General features: G+C 76.1%; 13 protein-coding genes. 3 read left to right on the forward strand and 10 right to left on the reverse strand.

What is annotated here, in order from left to right; all coding sequences use genetic code 11:
- The first annotated feature begins 20 nt into the window (after window positions 1–20).
- A complete protein-coding gene (locus tag ACFC1T_RS14840) occupies window positions 21–1,703 on the forward strand; it encodes an FAD-dependent oxidoreductase (protein WP_375888202.1) in 1,683 nt (560 codons plus the stop codon).
- An 8-nt stretch (window positions 1,704–1,711) separates the two neighbouring features.
- On the opposite strand, the gene ACFC1T_RS14845 is transcribed toward ACFC1T_RS14840, so the two are convergent.
- From ACFC1T_RS14845 to ACFC1T_RS14855, 3 genes are all read right to left on the reverse strand, one after another.
- Window positions 1,712–2,788, reverse strand: coding sequence for an aromatic ring-hydroxylating dioxygenase subunit alpha (locus tag ACFC1T_RS14845; RefSeq protein ID WP_375888205.1), 1,077 nt, complete (start codon window positions 2,786–2,788; stop codon window positions 1,712–1,714).
- 5 nt (window positions 2,789–2,793) lie between these two features.
- The gene (locus ACFC1T_RS14850) at window positions 2,794–3,660 is read right to left on the reverse strand and encodes a methyltransferase domain-containing protein (RefSeq protein WP_375888207.1); all 867 of its coding nucleotides are present in this window, start codon (window positions 3,658–3,660) and stop codon (window positions 2,794–2,796) included.
- A gap of 94 nt (window positions 3,661–3,754) precedes the next feature.
- Window positions 3,755–4,807 carry an alpha/beta fold hydrolase gene (locus ACFC1T_RS14855; RefSeq protein ID WP_375888209.1) on the reverse strand — a complete coding sequence of 351 codons (1,053 nt, stop codon included), beginning with the start codon at window positions 4,805–4,807 and terminating at the stop codon, window positions 3,755–3,757.
- Window positions 4,808–4,953: 146 nt separating this feature from the next.
- On the opposite strand from ACFC1T_RS14855, the gene ACFC1T_RS14860 reads away from it, so the two are divergent.
- On the forward strand, window positions 4,954–5,565 hold the full coding sequence (locus ACFC1T_RS14860) for a TetR/AcrR family transcriptional regulator C-terminal ligand-binding domain-containing protein (RefSeq protein WP_375888211.1): 612 nt from the start codon (window positions 4,954–4,956) through the stop codon (window positions 5,563–5,565).
- Window positions 5,566–5,699: 134 nt separating this feature from the next.
- Here ACFC1T_RS14860 and ACFC1T_RS14865 read toward each other — a convergent pair whose 3' ends face one another.
- From ACFC1T_RS14865 to ACFC1T_RS14895, 7 genes are all read right to left on the reverse strand, one after another.
- Window positions 5,700–8,273, reverse strand: a complete 2,574-nt coding sequence (locus tag ACFC1T_RS14865) for an FtsX-like permease family protein (protein WP_375888213.1) — start codon at window positions 8,271–8,273, stop codon at window positions 5,700–5,702.
- On the reverse strand, window positions 8,267–9,067 hold the full coding sequence (locus ACFC1T_RS14870; protein ID WP_375888216.1) for an ABC transporter ATP-binding protein: 801 nt from the start codon (window positions 9,065–9,067) through the stop codon (window positions 8,267–8,269). Before ACFC1T_RS14870 ends, ACFC1T_RS14865 begins: the two co-directional genes overlap by 7 nt.
- A gap of 70 nt (window positions 9,068–9,137) precedes the next feature.
- On the reverse strand, window positions 9,138–13,898 hold the full coding sequence (locus ACFC1T_RS14875) for a DNA repair ATPase (RefSeq protein ID WP_375888219.1): 4,761 nt from the start codon (window positions 13,896–13,898) through the stop codon (window positions 9,138–9,140).
- A 47-nt stretch (window positions 13,899–13,945) separates the two neighbouring features.
- On the reverse strand, window positions 13,946–15,967 hold the full coding sequence (locus tag ACFC1T_RS14880; RefSeq protein ID WP_375888221.1) for a flotillin family protein: 2,022 nt from the start codon (window positions 15,965–15,967) through the stop codon (window positions 13,946–13,948).
- A 64-nt stretch (window positions 15,968–16,031) separates the two neighbouring features.
- Window positions 16,032–16,814 (reverse strand): hypothetical protein, encoded by a 783-nt coding sequence (locus ACFC1T_RS14885; protein WP_375888223.1) that lies wholly within the window; start codon window positions 16,812–16,814, stop codon window positions 16,032–16,034.
- A 227-nt stretch (window positions 16,815–17,041) separates the two neighbouring features.
- A complete protein-coding gene (locus tag ACFC1T_RS14890; RefSeq protein WP_375888226.1) occupies window positions 17,042–18,157 on the reverse strand; it encodes a PucR family transcriptional regulator in 1,116 nt (371 codons plus the stop codon).
- 79 nt (window positions 18,158–18,236) lie between these two features.
- A complete protein-coding gene (locus ACFC1T_RS14895; protein ID WP_375888229.1) occupies window positions 18,237–19,061 on the reverse strand; it encodes a GntR family transcriptional regulator in 825 nt (274 codons plus the stop codon).
- A gap of 169 nt (window positions 19,062–19,230) precedes the next feature.
- On the opposite strand from ACFC1T_RS14895, the gene ACFC1T_RS14900 reads away from it, so the two are divergent.
- Window positions 19,231–20,004: a tyrosine-protein phosphatase gene (locus ACFC1T_RS14900; RefSeq protein ID WP_375888231.1), complete on the forward strand. Its 774-nt coding sequence runs from the start codon at window positions 19,231–19,233 to the stop codon at window positions 20,002–20,004.
- Window positions 20,005–20,033 lie beyond the last annotated feature (29 nt).

The raw sequence follows: 20,033 nt of genomic DNA on the forward strand, positions 1-20,033 counted from the left end.
AGCGAGGACCCACCCCGGCCATGGCCTACGCGATCACCCGGACCTGCTGCAACGACGCCTCGTGCGTGTCCGTCTGCCCGGTCAACTGCATCCACCCGACCCCGGAGGAGCCGGAGTTCGGCACCACCGACATGCTCTACATCGACCCGCAGGCGTGCATCGACTGCGGGGCCTGCGCGGACGCCTGCCCGGTCGACGCGGTGTACCCGGTCGACCGGCTGCGCGGGCCGGACGTCGTCTTCGGCGACCTCAACCGCGACTGGTACCGCGACCACCCCAACGACCACGCCTGGGGCGCGCCCGGCTTCCCGCGCAGCCTGCCGGGCGAACTCGGCACCCTGCGGATCGCCGTGGTCGGCACCGGTCCCTCCGCCGGGTACACCGCTCAGGAACTGCTGCGCTGCACCAGCGCCGAACTGACCATGATCGACCGGCTGCCGGTCACTGGCGGCCTGCTGCGGCACGGCGTCGCCCCCGACCACCAGTCCACCAAGCGGATCGCGGAGAGCTTCGCGAGCGTCTTCCACGACCCCCGGCTGCGGATGCACCTCAACCTGGAGGTCGGCACCGACGTCACCCACGAGGAACTGGCCGCGCACCACCACGCGGTGGTGTACGCGGTGGGCGCGGCCGCCGACCGGAGGCTCGGCGTGCCCGGTGAGGACCTGCCCGGCAGCCTGCCCGCGACCTCCTTCGTCGGCTGGTACAACGCCGACCCGACGGTGCCCGCCGACGCGGTCGAGCTGTCCGCCGAACGGGTCGTGGTGGTCGGCAACGGCAACGTCGCGGTGGACATCGCCCGCATCCTGCTCACCGACCCCGACCGGCTCGCCGTCACCGACATCGCCGACCACGCCCTGGCCGCGCTGCGCCGCAGCCGGGTCCGGGAGGTCGTGCTGCTGGCCCGGCGCGGGCCCGAGCAGGCGGCCTGGACGGCACCGGAGTTCCTGGCGCTGCGCCGACTGCCCGGTGTCGAGCTGGTGGTCGAGGACCACCCGCAGGTGCGGGCGGCGATCGAGGCGGCCGCGCCGGACTCGCGGGCCGCGCTGCTGGCCGGCCTGCCGCTGGTGCGCACCGGGGACGCGGGCGGCGAGGGCGGCGAGGGCGCGCGGCCGGGGCCGGGCCGGCGGATCGTGCTGCGCTTCCTGTCGACCCCGGTGGAGCTGACCGGGGCGGACGGCCGGGTCACCGGGCTGACGGTCGAGCGGACGCGGCTGACCGGGGACGGCGTGCCCGACGGGACGACGGGGGAGCGCGAGACCCTGCGGGCCGGGCTGGTGGTGCGCTCCATCGGGCACCGCGGCGTGCCGCTGCCGGGGCTGCCCTTCGACGAACGGACCGGGACGGTCGCCCGGCGGGGCGGCCGGGTCGTCGACCCGGCAACCGGGCAGGCGCTGCCGGGCGTGTACGTGGTCGGCTGGGCCAAGCGCGGGCCCTCCGGCGGGATCGGGGCCAACCGGGCCTGCGCGCGGGAGACGGTGGACGCGCTGCTGGACGACGCGGTGTCCCGGGTGCTGCCGGAACCCCCGGCGGGGCGGGCGGAGTTCGAACGCCTGGTGCGGCGGCGCCGGCCGGACGCCGTCGGGTTGAAGGAGCTCCGCGCGGTGGACCGCGCGGAGCGCGAGCGCGGTGCGGCGCAGGGACGGCCGCGGGTGAAGCTGGCGACGGTGGCGGAACTGCTGGCGGCGGGCCGGCGACGCTAGGGCCCGTCCTACGGCCTTCCGGAGGGGCCCTGTGCAGGGGGCGGCCCGCTCCGGGAGCCGCCGGTCGGCTCCACGGTCCTGCCGGTCGGCTCCACGGCCGTGCCGGCGTCGGAGCCCTCCGGGTAGAACTGCCGCGCCCAGCGCCGGAACAGCCCGATCGAGCGCTCCCCGGGCACCAGTCGCGGCTGCGCCAGGTAGCGCTTGTGGGCGAGCACGGGCCGGTCCTGCTTGATGATCCGGACCGAGGCCTGGAGCGCCAGCCAGGACGCCGCCCGGTCCACGGCCCGCGCCGCGCCGACCCCCGGCACCGGTACGGTGGCGGTCACCGCGAAGCGCACCAGGGTGCGCCAGGGCGCGAGCGGTGTCGGCAGCACCCACACCAGCAACGAGCTGCCCAGGTCGGGGAGTTCGGCCGTCAGCCGCATCATGCCCAGCCCGGCCAGGGTCACCGGCTGGTCCAGGCTCACCGCGCCCAGGCCCGGGAACCGGGTGGTGGTGCGCTGGTGGACGGTGAACAGCGGGCCGTCCGGCTCCGGTGGTGCGCTCTCGCGGGTGTCCAGGCCGTGCAGCACCGCGACGTGCCGGAAGTCGACGCTGTTCTCCATCACCTCCTGCGGGTGGGAGAGCAACTCCCCGCTCCACCAGGCCAGCGGCCGCACCCCGACCGCCGGCGGCAGCTCCCAGGCGGGCGCGGCGCCGTCCGGCCCGTCCTCCGGCCCGTTCCCCGGCCCGCCCCGCCAGACGAACAGCGCGCCGTCCCGCTCGACCAGCCGGCGCCGCGCCAGCTCGCCGCGGAACCGGGTGCCGTCCGGGGAGCCCGTGCAGGAGCCGTCCGGGGCGAAGGCGAAGCCGTGGAACGGGCAGACCAGCTCCTCGCCCCGCACCCGCCCGCCCGCGCCGAAGTGCGCGCCCAGGTGCGGGCAGTGCGGCCCGATCGCGCGCACCGCGCCCCGCCGCGTCCGGTACAGCACCACGTCCTCGCCCATCAGCCGGGCGGTGCGGACCCGGCCGGGTGGCAGGTCGCGGGCGCGGCCCACGCAGAACCAGCCGCTCGGGTACGGCAGCGGGGCGGAGTGCTCGGCCATGGCGGTCACCTCGGTGGCTTGACGGCGGTGTGGACGTACCAGGCGATGTGCTCGCGCACCGCGTACATCTCCACGGTGGAACGGAGGTTGAGCCAGCGCGCCGGGTCGCCGAGGCGGCGCAGCAGCTCCCAGGGCAGCCGGAAGTACGCGTGCACCGCCTCGGTGGTCGGCAGGTAGTAGGGCGTCGCGTCCAGCGACTCCTCGACCTCGAAACCGGCCCCGGCGAGCAGCTGCGGCAGGGTGCCCGCGTGGTAGAGCAGGGCGCCGGTCATCGCCATCGCGTCCAGGTACGGTTCGAGCAAGGCCCGTGCGGGTGCGGGTAATTGGTCCACCGGGCCGGTGCTCATCGGTCCGAGCAGCACCAGCCGCCCGCCCGGGCGCAGCACCCGGTGGAACTCGGCCAGCGCGCGGGCCGGGTGGTAGGAGTGGACGAGCGTCTCCATCGAGTAGGCGCCGTCGAACCCGCCGTCGGACCCGCCGTCGGGGAAGGGGAGTTCGTGGTAGTCGCCCCAGTGGAAGTCGGTCCGGTCGGCCAGCGCGGCGCGGGCGCTCAGCCGGCGGGCCTCGGCGAGGTGGAAGTCCAGGACGTCGACCCCGGTGACCAGCAGCCCGAAGCGGGTCGCCATCGCCCGGGCCACCACCCCGGCCCCGCAGCCCGCGTCCAGCACCCGTGATCCGGCGGGCAGCGCCAGCTTCTGCCCGAGCACGTCCTGGAGTTGGCGCTGGGCCCGCCACAGCCGCCACTTGGACTGGCCGGGCTCGGTCCACCCCCAGTGCCGGGCGTTGCGCGCCACCCGGGTGTAGAACCACCGGCTCCCGGCGCGTCCGTACACCCGGCGCAGCGCGGTGAGATCGAGTTCCTGGGCGACCATGCCGTCACGCTAGCGGCGGGTCCGTCACCCCTCCCGGCGGCGCCACGGGCGGTTGCGCCGCCGGGAGGGTTCGTACGGTCGTCGGACCGGCTGATCAGCCGACCAGGGTGGCGCGCAGCCAGGGCACGATCAACCCCATCGCCTCGCCGAAGCGCGAGATCGCGCAGTGGCCGGTGTCCGGGACGAGTTCGACCCGGGTGTCCCGGCGCCCGGTGAACACCAGGGTGTCGTGCTGGGGGACGTGCACGTCGTCCGCGCCGTTGACCACCAGCATCGGCCCGTTGGCGTCCCGGTCCAGCAGCGGGCGCAGGTCGAAGGCGGCGAACGCGTCCTCGCGGGCCGTCGGGCCCGGCATCGCGTCGAAGCCCAGGGCGTTGCCGACGATGCCGTCCATGCCGAAGGCGAAGCCGCGGTCGCGCGCGAAGGACCGCTCCACCGGCCCGCCGAGCACCACCGCCGCGTCCACGGCGCCGGTCAGGCCGGTGCGGGCCGCGTAGTAGCCGCCCATCGAGATGCCGAAGTGGCCGACCCGGCCGCCGCCGAGGGTACGGGCGAAGGCGATCAGGCCCTCGATCACCTCGGCTCCGCCGTCCGGGGTCATCGGCAGGTGGGCGGTCTCGCCGGTGCCCGCCAGGTCGAACAGCAGCAGCCGCACCGGCAGGGCGAGCGCCAGCTGCTCCCACATGCCGTGCAGGTCGGCCTTCCAGGAGTCCACCCCGCCGCTGGCCAGGAGCACCGGCGCGTCGGCGGGCAGGCCGGGGGCGGCCATCAGGTGGACGGGCAGGGAGGTGGTGCCGCCGCGGTACGGGACGGTGACGGTACGGCGCTCGAATTCCACCGGGAAGCCGGGGGCGGCCAGGACGTACTGCTCGATCTGGCGGGCGAGCGCGGTGCGCTTGGGGGCGTCGGCCAGCGAGGGGAACTTGGCCCAGCCGTACGCCTGGGCGGCCTCCCGGTGCCGTCCGGCGGCGGCGTGCCGGGCGGCCAGGGCGGACCACTCGTGCACCCAGCCGCCGGGCCGGTCGGGCCACATCTCGGTGACGGCGGCGCGCACCGCGTCCACCTCGGCGGCGGGCAGGCCGAGGGTCATCTGGGGGTGGCGCTCGGCGAACAGGTCCTGCGGGTCCAGGGGCCAGGTGAAGGACATGGTGGTGCCTCCCGTGCTGCTGGGTCTCTCGACGTTCCGGTTCTTAAGGCCGGAACTCTTGCGTTAGTGACTATGCGCCCGGCGGACCGTAAACGCAAGTACTCCTGCGTTAAGCTGGCGTCCGAGCCGAACGAGGGGACCGCCGCATGACCGAGCAGGAACCGGAACCGGAACCGGAACCGATCCGCCGCCGCCCCGGCGGGCGGGCCGCCCGGGTGCGCCAGGCCGTCCTGGCCGCGGCCATGGAGGCCCTCGCCGAGGGTGGTCTCGCCCGGCTCGGCATCGCCGACGTCGCCGCCCGCGCCGGGGTCAACGAGACCACCGTGTACCGGCGTTGGGGCAGTCGGGAGAAGCTGGCGCTGGACGCCATGCTGACCGCCAGCGACGAGGGGATCCCCGTCCCCGACACCGGGGCCGTCCGCACCGACCTGGCCGCCTTCGCCCGCGCCCTGGCCGACTACACCGCCACCCCGCTCGGCCGCGCCGTCGTCCACGCGGCCGCCCACAACTCCGACGACCCGGCCCTCGCCGAGTCCTGGCAGGCCTTCTGGCAGACCCGCCTCGACCGGGCCGGCGTCATCGTGCACCGGGCCGTCGAGCGCGGTGAACTCCCGGCCGGCACCGACGCCCGCCTCGCCCTGGAACTGCTCTGCGCCCCGATCCAGACCCGGGCCGTGCTCGGACACCGCCCGGTCGACCCCGATCTGCCGGAACGGCTCGCCGACGCCCTGCTGGACGGGCTGCGCGCGCGGGCCTGACGGGCGGGCCTGACGCGGGTCTGACGGGCGGGCCTGACGGGCGGACGCGCAAGGGCCGGTGACTCCAGGGGAGTTCAGCGGCCCCTCGCCGAGCAGCCGAGAGCCGATCAGTCGAGCAGCCGGGCAGCCGGGCCTCAGGCCGGGCCGGCCGCGCCGTGCAGGATGCCGCCGCCGTCCCGGCCGCGCAGGGCCAGGGCGGCCGGGAGGACCGCCGCCGGCAGCGCGACGGCCGCGCAACAGGCGGCCAGCACGCCCATCACCGTCCACGGCACCAGCACGGGCGTCGGCCCGACCAGCGCGGTCAGCGCCGTCCAGGAGCCGCCGACGCTGATCACCGTGCCCAGCCCGCCCAGCAGGGCGCCGGCCGCCACGCAGAGCAGGGTCTCGACCGCCACCGTGCGCAGCACCTGGCCCCGGGTGGCGCCGGCCAGCCGCAGCAGGGACAGCTCCTGCCGCCGGTCGCTTGTCGTCATCACCAGCGAGTTGGCCAGGGTGATCACCGCGTAGCCGATCGCCAGGCCGAGGATCATCAGCAGGGCGTTCCAGGAGTCCCGCGCGGTGCTGTCGGTGGCGGCCGACCAGACCTGCTCCGGCGTTTCGAGCCGGGCGCCCAGCCCGTCCACGGCCGTCCGCAGGGCGGCGGCGGCCTGCGCGCGGTCGGCGCCGGGCAGCAGCCGCAGGTCGATCCGCTCGGCCAGGGCCGGGCCGCCGACCCCGCCGACCCCGCCGGTGACGGCGTCGGGGTCGGTCACCCAGGCCTGGACGGCCTCGGCGCCGGTGCCCAGCAGGGCCGCGACCCGCAGCTCCCGAGGGGTGCCGTCGGCCAGCCGGACGGCGATCCGCGCGCCGACCGCGGGCGAGCCCGGCCAGGTGCGGCTGAGCACGACCGAGCCCGGGCCGAGGTCGGCCAGCGAGCCGGCGACGACCGGGAGCCGGTCGACGGCGGCCAGCGCGGCCGGGTCCGCCGTCGCGGCGCGGAAGGGCACCAGGGCCTGGCCGTCGTCCACGGCGGCCATGAGCGAGGTCGGGGTGATCACGGCCGCCTGCACCCCGGGGACGGCCCGGACCCGGTCCGCCACGGTCCGGCTCAGCCCGGGGGTGCCGGCCGGTACGACCACCAGGTCGGCGGCGGACAGCTGGGTGCGGGTCTCGGTGACCTGGGCGCGGTCGATGGTGCCGATGCTGCCGACCAGGCAGCCGGCGAAGGCGACGATCAGCACCACCGGGGTGGTGGTCGCGGCGGTGCGCCGGAAGGCCGTCAGCGCACTCTGCCGGGCGGTCGCCCAGACGATGCCGCCGCCGTCCTCGGCGGACCGGCCGCGCAGCCGGGCCACCAGTGCGGGCAGCGCCGTCAGCAGCCGGATCGCCGGCCCGGCCAGCACGGCCGCCAGCAGCACGCAGCCGGCCACGATCGGCAGCAGCAGGGCGAGCGCGTCGGCGACGCTCGCCGCCGCGTCCGGCCAGCCGCGGGCGGTCAGCGCGAGGGCGGCGATGCCGCCGCCGAGCACCAGCAGGCCGCTCGCCCAGCGGAACGCCAGGGCGGCGCGCGAGGTCCGCTCGGCGTCCGCCTCCGCGAGCGCCTCGCCGGGGCTGATCAGGCCGGCCTTCACCGCGGAGGACAGCACGCCGGTGAGCGCGGTCAGCAGCCCGATCGCGCCCGCGACGAGCAGCCCCCACCCGGTCACCGGGACGGTGAACCCGTCCGGCACCAGGTCGTGGTCGACCAGCCAGCGGCCGGCCGGCGCCGCCCCGACCGCGCCGAGCGCGCACCCGGCGGCGGAGGCCAGCACACCGACCACCAGCGCCTCCCGGAGGACCAGGGCGCGCAGCTGGCGGCGGGTGGCGCCGATCAGCCGCAGCAGGGCGAGTTCACGGCGGCGCTGGGCGATCGACAGCGCGAAGGTGCCGCCCACCACGAACACCGCGGTGCCGCCGGAGACCGCGGCGGACAGGCCGAGCGGCGTCTGCACGCCGTCCAGCCGGGCGGCGACCTCGGCGTGGTGCGGGTCGGCCTGGCCGCGCTCGGCACCGGTGAGCACCCGGGCCACGCCGGCCCCGCCGTTGGCCTCCACGGCCCGGCGTACGGCGTCGGCGGGGCCGAAGGCGGCCAGCGCGCCGACGGCGGGGCTGAACCGGGCGGCCCGGGCGTCGGTGAAGAAGACGGCGTGCTCGAAGGCCTCGGCCCCGGTGACGCCGGAGACTGTCGCGGTGTGCGGGCCGTCGGCGGTGACGAACCGGACCGACCGGCCGATCTGCTCCGGGCGGCCGCCGCCGAGCACGACCTGGTCGTCGGTGGCGGGCGCGGTGCCCGCGGTGAGCCGGTAGCCGCCCAGGGCGGCGCTCGACCAGGCCCGGCCGACCTGGTCGCGCGGGCCGTCCGCGAGCTGGGCGTAGAAGGTGTGGTCCTCGACCGTGCGGCCGGTCGCGGCCACGGCGGCGAGCAGCCCGGCGGGCAGGCCCGGCTGGGCGGGGACCTGGGTCGGCTGGACGTCGCCGCCGCCCGCGGGCGTGAAGTCCACGTTCAGGTCGGCGATCACCAGCACCGGGGCCTCGGAGAAGCGCTGGCGCCCCTGGTCCGGGACGCCGACGGTGGCCGAGATGACCAGGAGCGAGGTGGCCAGCAGGGCGACGCCGCAGGCCAGGGCGACGAAGCTGCCGACGAAGGAGGCCCAGCGGAGCCGGACGGAGGCGAGGGCGAGGCTCAGCATGCGAGGGCCTCCGGGGTACGGGCCTCCACCGGGTCGGCCTCCACCGGGTCGGTCTCCAGCGCGGTCATCCGGGCGGCGACCTGCTCGGCGGTCGGCCGCTCCAGGGAGCCGGCCAGCCGGCCGTCCCGGAGGAAGAGCACCCGGTCCGCGGACGAGGCGGCGACCGGGTCGTGGGTGACCATCACCACCGCGCGGCCGGGGTCGTCGGCCATCCCGCGCAGCAGGGTGAGCACCTCGCGGCCGCTGCGGGTGTCCAGGGCGCCGGTCGGCTCGTCGGCGAGCAGCACCGCCGGGCGGGTGATCAGCGCCCGGGCGATGGCGACCCGCTGCTGCTGGCCGCCGGAGAGCTCGCCCGGCCGGTGCCCGGCCCGGTCGGCGAGGCCGACGGCGGCCAGCGCGGCGGCCACCTCCGCCGCGGCGGGGTGGCGGCCGGACAGCCTGGCCGGGAGCGCCACGTTCTGCGCCGCGGTCAGCGCGGGCAGCAGGTTGAAGGACTGGAAGACGAAGCCGATCCGCTCCCGGCGCAGCACCGTCAGCTCCTTGTCCCGCAGCCCGCCGAGCACGGCACCGTCCACCCGCACCTCGCCCCGGTCGACCGCCTCCAGCCCGGCGGCGGCACGCAGCAGCGTCGACTTGCCCGACCCGGACGGCCCCATCACGGCGGTGAAGGTGCCGAAGGGGAACCCGACGGTCACGTCGTCGAGCCCGACGACGGGTTCGGGCCCGCGCCGGTAGGTCCGGCGGACGGAGCGGAGTTCGACGGCGAGGTCGGTGGCGGGGGCGGCGGCGTTCATGATCCCCATCCCACCGCCCGGGGCGGGGGTGGCTCAATGGCCAGGGGTTCACTTCCGGGGGTGCAGCCAGCTACACCCCCTCGCACCACCGGCGCTTCAACCGCTCCCAGCGCTGCGCCTGGTCCGGGGTCAGGGTGCCGCGCAGTTCGGCGAGTTTCAGGAGCTGGGCCTCGGCGTCGGCGCCCAGGGGTTGGGCCTCGGCGCGGTAGTGGTCGGTGAGCAGGGCGTCGAGTTCGGGGCGGGTGAGGGCCGGGTCGAGGCGTTGGGCGAGCTTGGCCATGTTGCGGTAGGAGCCCTGGAGCAGGAACGGCGGCTCGGTGCGGGCGCGGTCGTCCTGGGCGGCGGAGGCGAGGTAGGCGCGGTTGACGGCCAGGACGGTGCCGCGCAGGTGGAGCAGCCCGGCCAGGACGGCGGTCATCCGCTCGACCTCGGCGGCCGGCCAGGCGCCGGTCAGGGTGCCGCCCGGGGTGCCGCCGGCGCGGGCGAGCAGGGTGTCCAGGTCGGTGCGTTCGGCGGTGGCGAGCGGGGCCAGGTGGGGGCTGGCGGGCAGGGCGTTCTCGACGAAGCTGAGCGCGAAGAGGTCCTCCCGGCCGGCCACGGCGTCGCCGAGGTTCCACACGTCGGCCCGGTTGGCGAGCATGTCGGGGAGCCGGAAGAGCCGGCCGGACTCGGTGTACGGGTTGGCGGCCATCACCACGGCGAAGCGCTTGCCGCGCAGGTCCCACTCGCGGGCCCCGCCGTCCGCGACGCCGTCGATCCGGCGCTGGGCGTCGCACAGCGGGATGAAGCGCTGCAGGAACTCGGGCGAGGTGTGCTGCACGTCGTCGAGGTGGAGCAGCACGTTGTCGCCGGCGTGCAGGGCGAAGTTGAGCTTCTCCAGCTCGCGCCGGGCGGCGGCGTCGGGGGCCTCGGCCGGGTCCAGCGAGGTGACCCGGTGGCCGAGTGCCGGGCCGCTGACCGAGACCAGCAGCAGGCCGAGCCGCTCGGCGAGGTACTCGACCAGGGTGGTCTTGCCGTAGCCGGGCGGGGAGACCAGCAGCAGCAGGCCGCTGCGGTCCACCGGGCCGCCGGGGCGGGCGGTGCCGAGCTGCTTGGCGAGGTTGTCGCCGATCAGCGGCAGGTACACCTGGTCGATCAGCCGGTTGCGGACGAAGCCGTTGAGCGATGCGGGCCGGTACTGGTCGAGCCGCAGCCGGGCGTGTTCGGCGGCCAGCAGCTCACCGCGCAGCCGCTGGTAGGCGCGGTGCCCGGGGACGTCGACCGCCTCGAAATCGCGGACCCGGGCGAGCAGTTCGTCCAGGCGGAGGTCCAGCGCGCCGCCGCGCAGGCGGGGGTGGTCGCCGAGCAGTCCGGTCAGCCGGGTGCCGACGGCGCCCTCGGCGCGGCGGCGCGGCAGCGTCGGGCAGAGCAGTACGGCGGCGGCCTCGGCGAGGTCGCCCGGGTCGGCGTCGGCGGCGGCCGACTCCAGCCAGGCGGTGGCCAGTTGGTGCCGTACGGGGAGCAGGGAGGGGTCCTCCGGCAGGGTGGTCAGGGCCTCGGTCAGCCCGGCGGACTCGGGGGCGGCGTGGAACTTCTCCAGCAGTGCGCGGGCCCCGGGGGAGTAGGCGAACTCCGGTGTCGCGGAGGCGAGTTCGGCGACCAGGTAGGCCCCGGCCGGTTCGGCCTCGGCGCCAGCGCCAGTGCCGGCCCCGGCCCCGGCCGCGCCCGGGCCGGACCCGGTCGGGGCGAACTCCGCGACGGCAGACGACAGTTCGGCTTCCAGGGCGGCCAGCGCCGGCACCGCGCCGCCGTACGCCTGCCGGGCGAGGCCCAGCGAGCGGGCCCGGGTGTGCCAGACCAGCCGCTGCCGTTCGTCCGCGCCGTGCGCCCAGTACAGCTGGGCGGCCGCCCGGGCCGCCGCCGGGTGCCGCAACAGGCCCGCCTCGGCGCGGAGTTCGAGCAGGGCGCGGAGCACCAGCGCGGCGTCGTGGTCGTGCACCCCGCGCTGGTAGCCCTCGTCCGGGCGCCGTTCGGCGGCCCGCCGGACGTACTCCAGCAGGTCGCCGTCGGGTTCCCCCGGCTCGGCGGCCAGCAGCAGGCTCGCGGCCAGGTACTCGGCGCGGTAGAGCGCGGGCGTCTCGGAGGGCAGCGGCCGGTCCCAGTACCGTTCGGTGGCGGCGAAGGCCGGGTCGGTGACCGGGGCGCGGTAGTCGGTGCCGGTGAGGGTGAAGGCGGGCCGGCCCCGCCAGGGCAGCAGGGTGAGTTCGGGGCGCTGGGTGGTGACCGCGAACAGGTGGCGGCCCAGTCGCAGGGTGCCGGGGCCGTCCCCGGCGAGCTCGGCGCGGTCGCGCAGCGCCCGGTGGGCGCGGCCGCGCGCGGCGCGCAGCCGGCCGGTCAGCTCCTCGGCCCGGACCCGGTCGCCGAGGGCGGTCAACTGTCCGGCGAGGTCGCGGAGTTTGACGGCCGTCGGGTCGGCGGCGAAAGCGGCCTCGATCTCCTCGAGAGTGCCCAGGGCGGCCAGCCGCCGGTGCAGGGTGTCGAGGATCCGCTCGGCGGAGGCGGCCAACCGGTCGGCCCGCCCGGCCCGCTGCTCCAGCAGGTGCTGGCGGCGGGCGGTGAGGGCGTCGTGGATCTCGGTGCGGCGTTCGGTGAGCTGTTCGCCGAGCGCCGGGTCGGCGTCGGCGAAGCGGGTCTCCAGCTGCTCGATCCGCAGCAGCAGGCGGCCGAGCCGGTCGTCGCAGGCCTCGGGGGTGTCGGCGGCGGCCAGTGCCGCGGTGACGGCCTGGGCGAGCAGCGCCGTCTCGGCGGCGAACTCGGCGGCGGCCTCGCGGGTGCGCAGCTCGCGGCGGCGGACGGTCAGCGTGCTGCGGGCCCGGTTGAGCAGTCCGAGGACGTCGGCGAGCCGGTCCAGGATGGCGGTGCGGGTGGTGGCGTCGGCCAGGTCGAGGGTGCCGACCAGCTCCGAGACGGTCTGCAACGCCTCGCTCTGCGCCGTGAGTTCGAGGCCCAGCGGCTCGGCCTCGGCGGCGGTCGCCAGCGCGGCGCAGCGCTCGGCCAGCTCGCCGGCCCGGCGCCGGTGGGGCTCGAAGGCGGCGGGTTCGGCGAGCTGGACCACTGCTCGGTCGGCGGCCTCGGCCAGCCCCTCGGCGAGGTGCTCGGCCAGCGCGTCGATCCGCTCCGCCCGGGCGCGCGGCAGGTCCCGCAGGGCCTCCACCCGGCCCTGGGCGCGGCGCAGCGCGGCCAGCCGGTCGACCCATTCGGCGGCGTCGGCGATGGTCTCGCCGCGCGCCGTGCGCAGCAGGCCCTCGACGTGCTCGGCGGTCTCCTCGGTGCGGGCGGCGGCGTGGGCGGTGAGCTGGGCGACCGCCTCGTACTCGGCGATCACCTGCCGGGCGGTGTCGCGGATCTCGGCGAGCGGTGCGGCGAGGTCGCCGAGGCCGCTCTGTCCGAGCCAGTGGTGCCGGTCGGCGGTGCGGGTGCAGGCGGTGAGCACGGCGTGGTGCCCGGCCGGGGTGTCGGCGCCGGCCGCGGCCAGCCGGGCGAGGGCGAGGCAGTCGGCCAGGCCGCGGACCAGGTCGGCGTTGCCGATCCGGGCCAGCGGGCCGGTGCCGGGCGGCTGTTCGGCGGCGTGCCGCTCGCTGGTGAACGGGCTCTGCCAGAGCTGGACGGGGTGCAGCCGGGTCGGGCCGTCCTCGGCGGGGCGCAGCGCGATCAGGGTGCCGTCGTCGAGCAGTGCGTAGCCCTGGCAGGCGAGCGGGGCGGCGGCCTCCTGGCGGACGGAGTTGTACGGCTGGAGCAGCGCCCGGCCGTCGGTGGCGGAGCGGAACTCGTACAGCAGGTCCTCGCCGTTGGGGGAGAGGACGGTGCGTTCGTACGCGAGGCCGTCGACCGGCTGGTCGAAGGTGCGCACGGTGCCGTCGGCGAGGTGGCAGCCGCCGGGGAAGGCCACGCCCTGGTCGGCGGGCAGCCGCAGGCAGGCCTGGCCGAGGGCGTCGATCCGGGTGACCCGGCCGGTGGGCAGGTGGACCACCAGGTGCCGGACGGTCTCCTCCTGGTACGGGCGGACCCGCACCAGCAGCAGGGTGGCGAGCCGGGCGTGGGCGACCTGGGCGTCGGCGAGGGTCTGGAGGGCCTCGGCGAGCGGCTCCCGGTGCAGTTCGCGGCCGTCGGGGGTGGTGAGGGTGAGCCGGCCGCCGTCCACGCCGAGGCGGAGTTCCCCGGCGAGGTCGGCGCGCGGTGCGGTGCCGGGGGCGGCGGGCAGCTGGTCGTCGCGGGTGAGCGGGGTCCAGTCGAGCTGCCGGCCGTCGGCGGGGGTGTGGTCGCGTTCGCCGCGGCCGTCCTGGTAGGTGGCGCGGTCGTCGTCGAGGCGCCAGCGCAGCACCCGGACGTCGGTGGCGGCCGGGCCGGTGCGGAAGACGGCGAGCAGCCGGCCGCCGACCGGGCGCAGCCGTTCCAGCCGGGCGTCGCGGAAGTAGCGGCGCAGGTCGGTGAGGTCCTGGCGCAGCCGGGGGTCGTCCAGCAGGGTGCCGTCGGCGGGGGAGAGGTCGTCGGGCCGGTGGAGGGAGAGGAGGTCGGTGAAGTCCTCGGTGCCGCCCTCCGCCTCGGCCGGGCGGGTGCCGAGCAGCAGTCGGCCGCCGACGGCGGTGAGGTCCTGCGGCAGGCAGGCCCGGGCGGTGGTGAGCCGCCCGGTGCCGGTGAGCCGTAGTTCCCCGCCGCCGAACTCGGCGACCCGGCGGGTGTTCAACGCCTCCGCGCGGTCGGCGAGTTCGGCGGCGGCCCGGGCGAGCCGGCCACGCAGGACCTCGTAGCTGCCGGCGTCGGGCCGGGCGTCGTCGAGGGCTTCCACGGTCATTCCCCTGGTGTTCGGCGGGTGTCTGCCTGCTGCTGCTCGGCGGGTGACTACTTGCTGCCGTTCACGGCGGCGCCGGTGAGCGCCCCGATCGGGGTCTCCGCGATGCCCAGCTTCCGTGCGGAGTCGAGCAGTTGGCGCAGCTGTCCGGCCTGCTCGCCGCCGCCGCCGATCAGCTTGAGCAGCAGCGCGGACACCGTCAGGTTCTGCACGTCCGCGGTGGAGACCGAGGACAGCACCCGGGTGAGGTCCTTGGTGAAGTCGGCGCTGCCGTCCAGCCAGGGCCCGGCCAGGGCCTGGGCGGTCTGCGAGTGGCCGACGAAGGCGTCCACGCTCTTGCCGGCCGTCACCGACTGCACCAGCCGGTCGAAGAAGACCGAGTCCCCGCCGACGATGTCGATCTTGGCCTTCTCCAGCCCGGCGGCGACCAGCGCGGCCTGCGCCTCGGCGATCTGCCGCTGGGTGTCCAGCCCGGCCAGGCGGACGTCCTTCTCGGCGGCCAGCCGCAGCCGGTACTCCTCGTGCCCGCGCGAGGCCTCGTCCAGCTTGGCCATCGCCGCGGCCTTCTCGGTCAGGCCCTCGGCCTCGGCCTTGAGCTTGGCGCCGACCTCCAGCGCGCTCGCCCTGGCCTTCTCGGTCTGCACCACGGCCTCGGCGCGGCCGACCTTCTCCACCGCGGCGGCCTCCTGCTCCCGCACCTGCACCCGGGCCAGGCCCTCGGCGGCGGCCTCCGCCCGGACGCCCTCGGCCAGCTTGACCTTGGCGGCCGCGTCCAGCTCGGCGGCCTGCTGCCGGGCCTCGGCCAGCACCAGCGACTCGCGGGCCTTGTGCGAGGCGGCCTGCTCGGCGGCCTCGGCGGCCTTGATGTCCTTGACCAGCTTCTCCTGGGCCTCCGCCTCGGCCTGGATGACCACGGCCTTGCGCATCCGCTCGGCCTCCTCGACGGCCCGCAGGGTCTTCACGGCCTCCTCCTGCTCGGCGACGGTGCGCTCGACCGCGACCCGCTCGCGGACCACGTCGGCGACCTCCCGGCGGCGGGACTCGACCTCCTTCTGCTTGGCCATCACGGCGAGTTCGGTCTCCCGCTCGCGGCCGACGACCTCCAGCAGCCGGTCCTTCTCGATCCGCTCGTTCTCCACCGCGATGACCCGCTCGCGGTTCTTCTGCGCCACCGCGACCTCGCGGGCCTGGTTCTCCCGCTGCACCCCGAGCACCTCCTCGGTGCGCAGGAAGGCGGTCTGGGCGGTGAGCCGCTCCTCCTCCTGCACCCGGGCGATCACCGCGTCCTCCTTGGCCCGCAGGGTCTCGATCTCGCGGCGCTGGCGGATCTCGGCGTCGGCCTGGCGGCGCTCCAGCTCCAGGACGGTCTCCCGGGCGTCCACGTTCTGCCGGGTGATCTCCTTCTCCTCGTTGCGCTGGTACTCGTTGGTGCGCACGTGCTCGATCGCGGTCAGCTCGGTGATCTTGCGGATGCCCTGGGCGTCCAGGATGTTGTCGCCGTCCAGCTGGCTCATCGGGGTCTGTTCGAGGTGGTCGATGGCCGCGTCCTCGAGGGTGTAGCCGTTGAGGTCGGTGCCGATGACCGCGATGATCTGGTCCCGGAACTCGTGCCGGTGGGTGTAGAGGTCGGTGAAGTCCAGCTGCTTGCCGACGGTCTTGAGCGCCTCGGCGAACTTCGCCGCGAAGAAGTCCTGGATCGCCTGCGGGTCGCTGGCCCGGGCGGTGCCGATCGACTGCGCCACCTTGACGACGTCCTCGACGGTCTTGTTCACCCGGACGAAGAAGGAGATCCGGATGTCCGCCCGGATGTTGTCCCGGCAGATCAGGCCGTCCCGGCCGGCCCGGTGGATCTCCACCGTCTTCGCCGTGATGTCCATCAACTCGGCCTTGTGCAGGACCGGCAGGACGATCGCCCCGGTGAAGGTGACGTCCACGCTCTTGGTGCGGGAGACGATCAGGGCCTTGCCCTGCTCGACCTTCTGGAACAGGCGCCCCACGAAGAGCAGCGCGGCGAGCAGGATGAGCAGCACGACGGCGATGAGTACGCCGAAACCCACGGCGATGGTGTCCATCACGGAGTCCTTTGACGGGATGGTGGTGCGAAGTGGTTGGTGGGAAATCTGTGCTGACGAGGCGTCAGAGGCCCGGCGGGGACGGGTCGAACGGCGTGACCAGGAAGTGCTCGCCGTCCGCGTCGTAGTCGTAGATCAGTGCGGTGCGCCCGGCGGTGAGCTCCGGGTCCGCTTGCGGGGTGCGGACCTGCACGGTGGCGGTGGAGCCGTCCCCGGCGGTCACCTCGGCCTGTCCGAAGTCGGCCGTCACCCGGCCGGTGCGGATCACGCAGACCCGGCCGACGAAGTCGCCCCGGGTGACCGGCCGGTCCTCGGGGAACAGCCGCCGCAGCGGCCGGACGAGCACCCGGGTGCCCGCCCAGGAGGCGACCAGCGCGACGACGAACACGCCGCCGCGCGCCGGTGCCCCGGAGGTGAGGACGGTGCCGGACAGGCTGACGAACCAGGCGAGCGCGACCAGCAGCGACACCGCCACCGTCGCGGGCACCCCGCCCAGCCCCAGCGCGTCCAGCACGCCCCCGTGGTGGCCCGTGCCGTGGGCTCCGTCGGCGGTCCCCCCGTCGCCGGTCCCCCCGCCGGCGCCGTGCCCGCCGGACGCCCCGTGGGCCACGTTCCCCCCGACACCGTGCCCCCCGGCACCGTGTCCGACGTGACCCGCCGGGCCCACATGTCCGGCGTGCCCGGCACCGAGGTGGTGCCCGACGCCGTGCCCCCCGTGCACGGCGTCGAACCCCAGGCCGCCGATCAGCATCAGCAGCCAGTACCCGACGACCACCACCAGCGCGAAGCTGAACAGCGCCGTCGGAAAGGCCAGCGCGGCCGCGAAGAAGTCCCCCGTCCCGGCCATGCCCCCCGCCTTTCCCCCGGCACCGGGCATCGGCGCCGCAGAGATCATGGCAGCGGGCGGGGCGTTCGCACATTGCCAGGATCCGGCAATCTTTACGGCCTTTTGACACCCTGGTACGCGCGCTGCCCGTGACACTGTGACGGTCGGGCAACAGAACGGACTTGAGCAGGTCACCCGGGGTTTCGGCGGGCCGGGAGACGCGCCGCGGAAGGCGGGGTGCGGGAGCCCTACAGTGGCTGTTCCGGCCAGTTCAGCAGCCGCGCGCCCATCGCCGCCGTCTCCAGGGTGAAGCGCTGCAACGCGTCCGAGGGGTCGTAGCCCGTGAGCGCCTTGATCCGCTCCAGGCGGTAGCCGAGGGTGCGCACGCTCAGCCCCAGCCGACGCGCCGCCTCCGCGTTCACGTACGCCGCCTCCGCCTGCACCGCGATGGTGTCCAGCAGCGGACGGGCCCCGCCGCGCGCCTCGGTCAGCGGGCCGAGGACGCTGCGCACCAGGTCGGCCATCGCGGCCCGGTCGCGCATCAGCACCGGGAACACCAGCAGCTCCTCGGCCTTCAACTGGCAAGCCGACAGCCCCAGTCGCTGCGCGTAGTCCAGCGCGTCCAGCGCCTCGTCGTAACTGCGCAGCACCCCGCTCGCCCCCGAGTGCCGGCGGCCGGTCGCCACCCGCAGCACCGGCCGGTAGCCGGGCCCGGGGCGCAGCGTCAGTTCGGCGAAGGCCTCCAGCACGGCCCGCTCGGAGTCCGGGGCGATGCAGACCAGCCGGCCGTCCTTGCTGGCGAGCAGGACGTCCCGCTCGCCGAACCGCCCGGTCAGCTCCCGCTCCACCCGGTGCAGCATCGGGTGCACGTCCGCGAACGGTTCGCCGCCCACCGCCACCGCCACCGTGTACGCGCCCGCCAGCCGTAGCCCGAACCGCTCCGCGCGCTCGGCGAGCAGCCCCAGGTCGCTGCGGCCGTGCAGCAGGTCGTCGATGAACTCCCTTCGGGCCGCCTCCTCCTGACGGACCGCCAGGCGCTGGGACCGCTCGTGGCCTTCGCCCAGCGCGGCCAGCGCGGCGTCGGTGGCGGCCAGCACCGCGTCACCGGTCCGGCGCAGCTCGCCGACACTGCTCGCGGCGGCCGTCCCCGGCAGCGTCTGCCAGGCCCGCCGGGCTGCCGCCAGGCAGTGCGAGACCACCTCGCGCAGCCCGTAACCGGCCTCGGCGCACTGCTCGCCGAGCCGGCGCAGCGCCTCCAGCTCGTCCCGGCGGGGCAGGCGCCCGGTGCGGGAGGTGTCGGCGAGCAGGGCGAGGTACGCCTCGGCCAGCTCGTTCGGTATGTCGCACTCGTCCGTCTCGTTCACCGTTACTGCCAACCCCCGTGCGGCCTGCGATTTCGGCGCTGAACGTTATCAGGATCCATACGCCCGGGAGCCGTTCCCGCTACCGCTCGCGGAAGTGCAGCACGAAGCGCGCGCTGCTGCCGTCGATCCGGCGCCGGACGTACAGCGACGGCGTGCCGTCCGGCGTGCAGCTGACCCCCTCGCGGACCAGCAGCGGGGTGCCCGCCGGGACGCCCAGCAGTTCGGCGTCCGCGAGGTCCGCGCCGATCGCGCCGAAGGCCCGCCAGTCGTACTCCAGCTCCACCCCGGCGGCCCGGGCCAGGTCCAGCACCAGGTTCCCGGCGTGGCCGGGCCGTACCAGCTCGGCGGGCAGCGGACCGAACGGCACCCAGTAGCTGCACGCGGCCCGGGCCCGGCCGCCGAGGCGGATCACCGAGTCCAGCCGGTACAGCTCGCCCGGCGCCCGGCCCAGCTGGCGGGCCGCCTCCTCGTCCTCGGCCGAGCCGGTCACCGGCGGGGCGGCCACCACGAACTCGCCGTCGCCGCGACCCCCCGCCGGCACGGCCTCGTGCACGCTGCCCAGGTCGAAGCGCTGGCTGCGCGGGTCCACCGCGATCGAGACCCGGACGGCGGGCGGGCGGACGAAGGTGCCCACGCCCCGGCGGATCTCCACCACCGCGGCCCGCTCCAGCTCCGCGACGGCCTGCCGCACGGTCAGCCGGTTCACGCCGAACTCGGCGCTCAGCTCCGGCTCGCTCGGCAGCCGGGCGCCCGCGGGGTAGCCGCCCGCGTCGATCCGGTCCTGGAGCCGGCGGGCCAGCCGGCGGTAGACCGGGGTGTTCGGGCTGTCGGGGGGAGTGCTCGGAGGGTTCTCGGGAGTGCTCGGGGGAGTGCCCGGGGGAGTGCTCGGGGGGGTCGTCGCCACGGACCGATCCTACGAAGCCGAGGGCCCCGCCCCGGGTCGCCGTGGCGGGCCGGCGGCGGTGGGATGGAGGGGTGCCCCGCGCCCGCCGGGGGAATTGGACATCTAGACGTCTAGATGTCCTACTGGACGTTCAGCCCTCCCGTGTGCGGCTCCACCGAAAGGCCCTCGCATGTCCCTGGTCAACTTCCGCGATTCCGCCGTCCTCAGCGACCCGGAGGGCCTGCGGATCCGCCCCGGCGTGCTGTACCGCTCCGCCCAGCCCTTCCCGGCCGCCGACGAGGCCGTCGTCGCCCAGCTGCGCGCCTGCGACATCCGCACCGTCGTCGACCTGCGCGACCCCCGCGAGACCCGGCCCGACGACTGGGCCGCCGCCGAGGCCGCCGGGATAGCCGTGGTCGCTGCCCCGGTGAACCCGGCCACCGACGCCCTCACCGCCCACATGGCGACCATGACCACCGCCGCCGACCTCGGCGAGTTCTACCTGCTGCTCGCCGAATCCGCCCCCGAGGCCGTCGCCGCCGCCGTCGAGGCCACCACCCGCCCCGGCGCCGTCCTGCTGCACTGCGCCGCCGGCAAGGACCGCACCGGCCTGCTCACCGCCCTGCTGCTCGACCTCCTCGGCGTCCCCGCCGACCGGATCGTCGAGGACTACGCCCGCACCGCCGAGGCCCTCCCGCAGATCTTCGCCAACCTCGCCGAGCGCCACCGCACCGCCCTCAACGACCGGGGCACCGCCACCCGCGTCACCGACTCCGAGGGCCGCACCCTCACCATCCCCGCCCCGCTGCTCCAGGCCCCGGCCGAGGCGATGTCGGTCTTCCTCGGCCACGTCCGCACCCGTCACGGCGGCGCCGAGGCCTTCCTCCCCGCCTGCGGCGTCCCGGCCGCCACCCTCGCGGCCTTCCGCAGCAAGGCGGCGGTGCCCGCAGCCCCCGCAGTCTGACGGGCCGGGGCCGGGGCCGCCGGAGGGGG

The sequence above is a fragment of the Kitasatospora sp. NPDC056076 genome (assembly GCF_042266305.1).
In the GTDB taxonomy this organism is placed as follows: Bacteria; Actinomycetota; Actinomycetes; order Streptomycetales; family Streptomycetaceae; genus Kitasatospora.

Coding starts and splice junctions, on each gene's coding strand:
- ACFC1T_RS14840 (WP_375888202.1), top strand. CDS start 21: ATGGCCTACGCGATCACCCGGACCTGCTGCAACGACGCCTCGTGCGTG.
- ACFC1T_RS14845 (WP_375888205.1), bottom strand. CDS start 2,788: ATGGCCGAGCACTCCGCCCCGCTGCCGTACCCGAGCGGCTGGTTCTGC.
- ACFC1T_RS14850 (WP_375888207.1), bottom strand. CDS start 3,660: ATGGTCGCCCAGGAACTCGATCTCACCGCGCTGCGCCGGGTGTACGGA.
- ACFC1T_RS14855 (WP_375888209.1), bottom strand. CDS start 4,807: ATGTCCTTCACCTGGCCCCTGGACCCGCAGGACCTGTTCGCCGAGCGC.
- ACFC1T_RS14860 (WP_375888211.1), top strand. CDS start 4,954: ATGACCGAGCAGGAACCGGAACCGGAACCGGAACCGATCCGCCGCCGC.
- ACFC1T_RS14865 (WP_375888213.1), bottom strand. CDS start 8,273: ATGCTGAGCCTCGCCCTCGCCTCCGTCCGGCTCCGCTGGGCCTCCTTC.
- ACFC1T_RS14870 (WP_375888216.1), bottom strand. CDS start 9,067: ATGAACGCCGCCGCCCCCGCCACCGACCTCGCCGTCGAACTCCGCTCC.
- ACFC1T_RS14875 (WP_375888219.1), bottom strand. CDS start 13,898: ATGACCGTGGAAGCCCTCGACGACGCCCGGCCCGACGCCGGCAGCTAC.
- ACFC1T_RS14880 (WP_375888221.1), bottom strand. CDS start 15,967: ATGGACACCATCGCCGTGGGTTTCGGCGTACTCATCGCCGTCGTGCTG.
- ACFC1T_RS14885 (WP_375888223.1), bottom strand. CDS start 16,814: ATGGCCGGGACGGGGGACTTCTTCGCGGCCGCGCTGGCCTTTCCGACG.
- ACFC1T_RS14900 (WP_375888231.1), top strand. CDS start 19,231: ATGTCCCTGGTCAACTTCCGCGATTCCGCCGTCCTCAGCGACCCGGAG.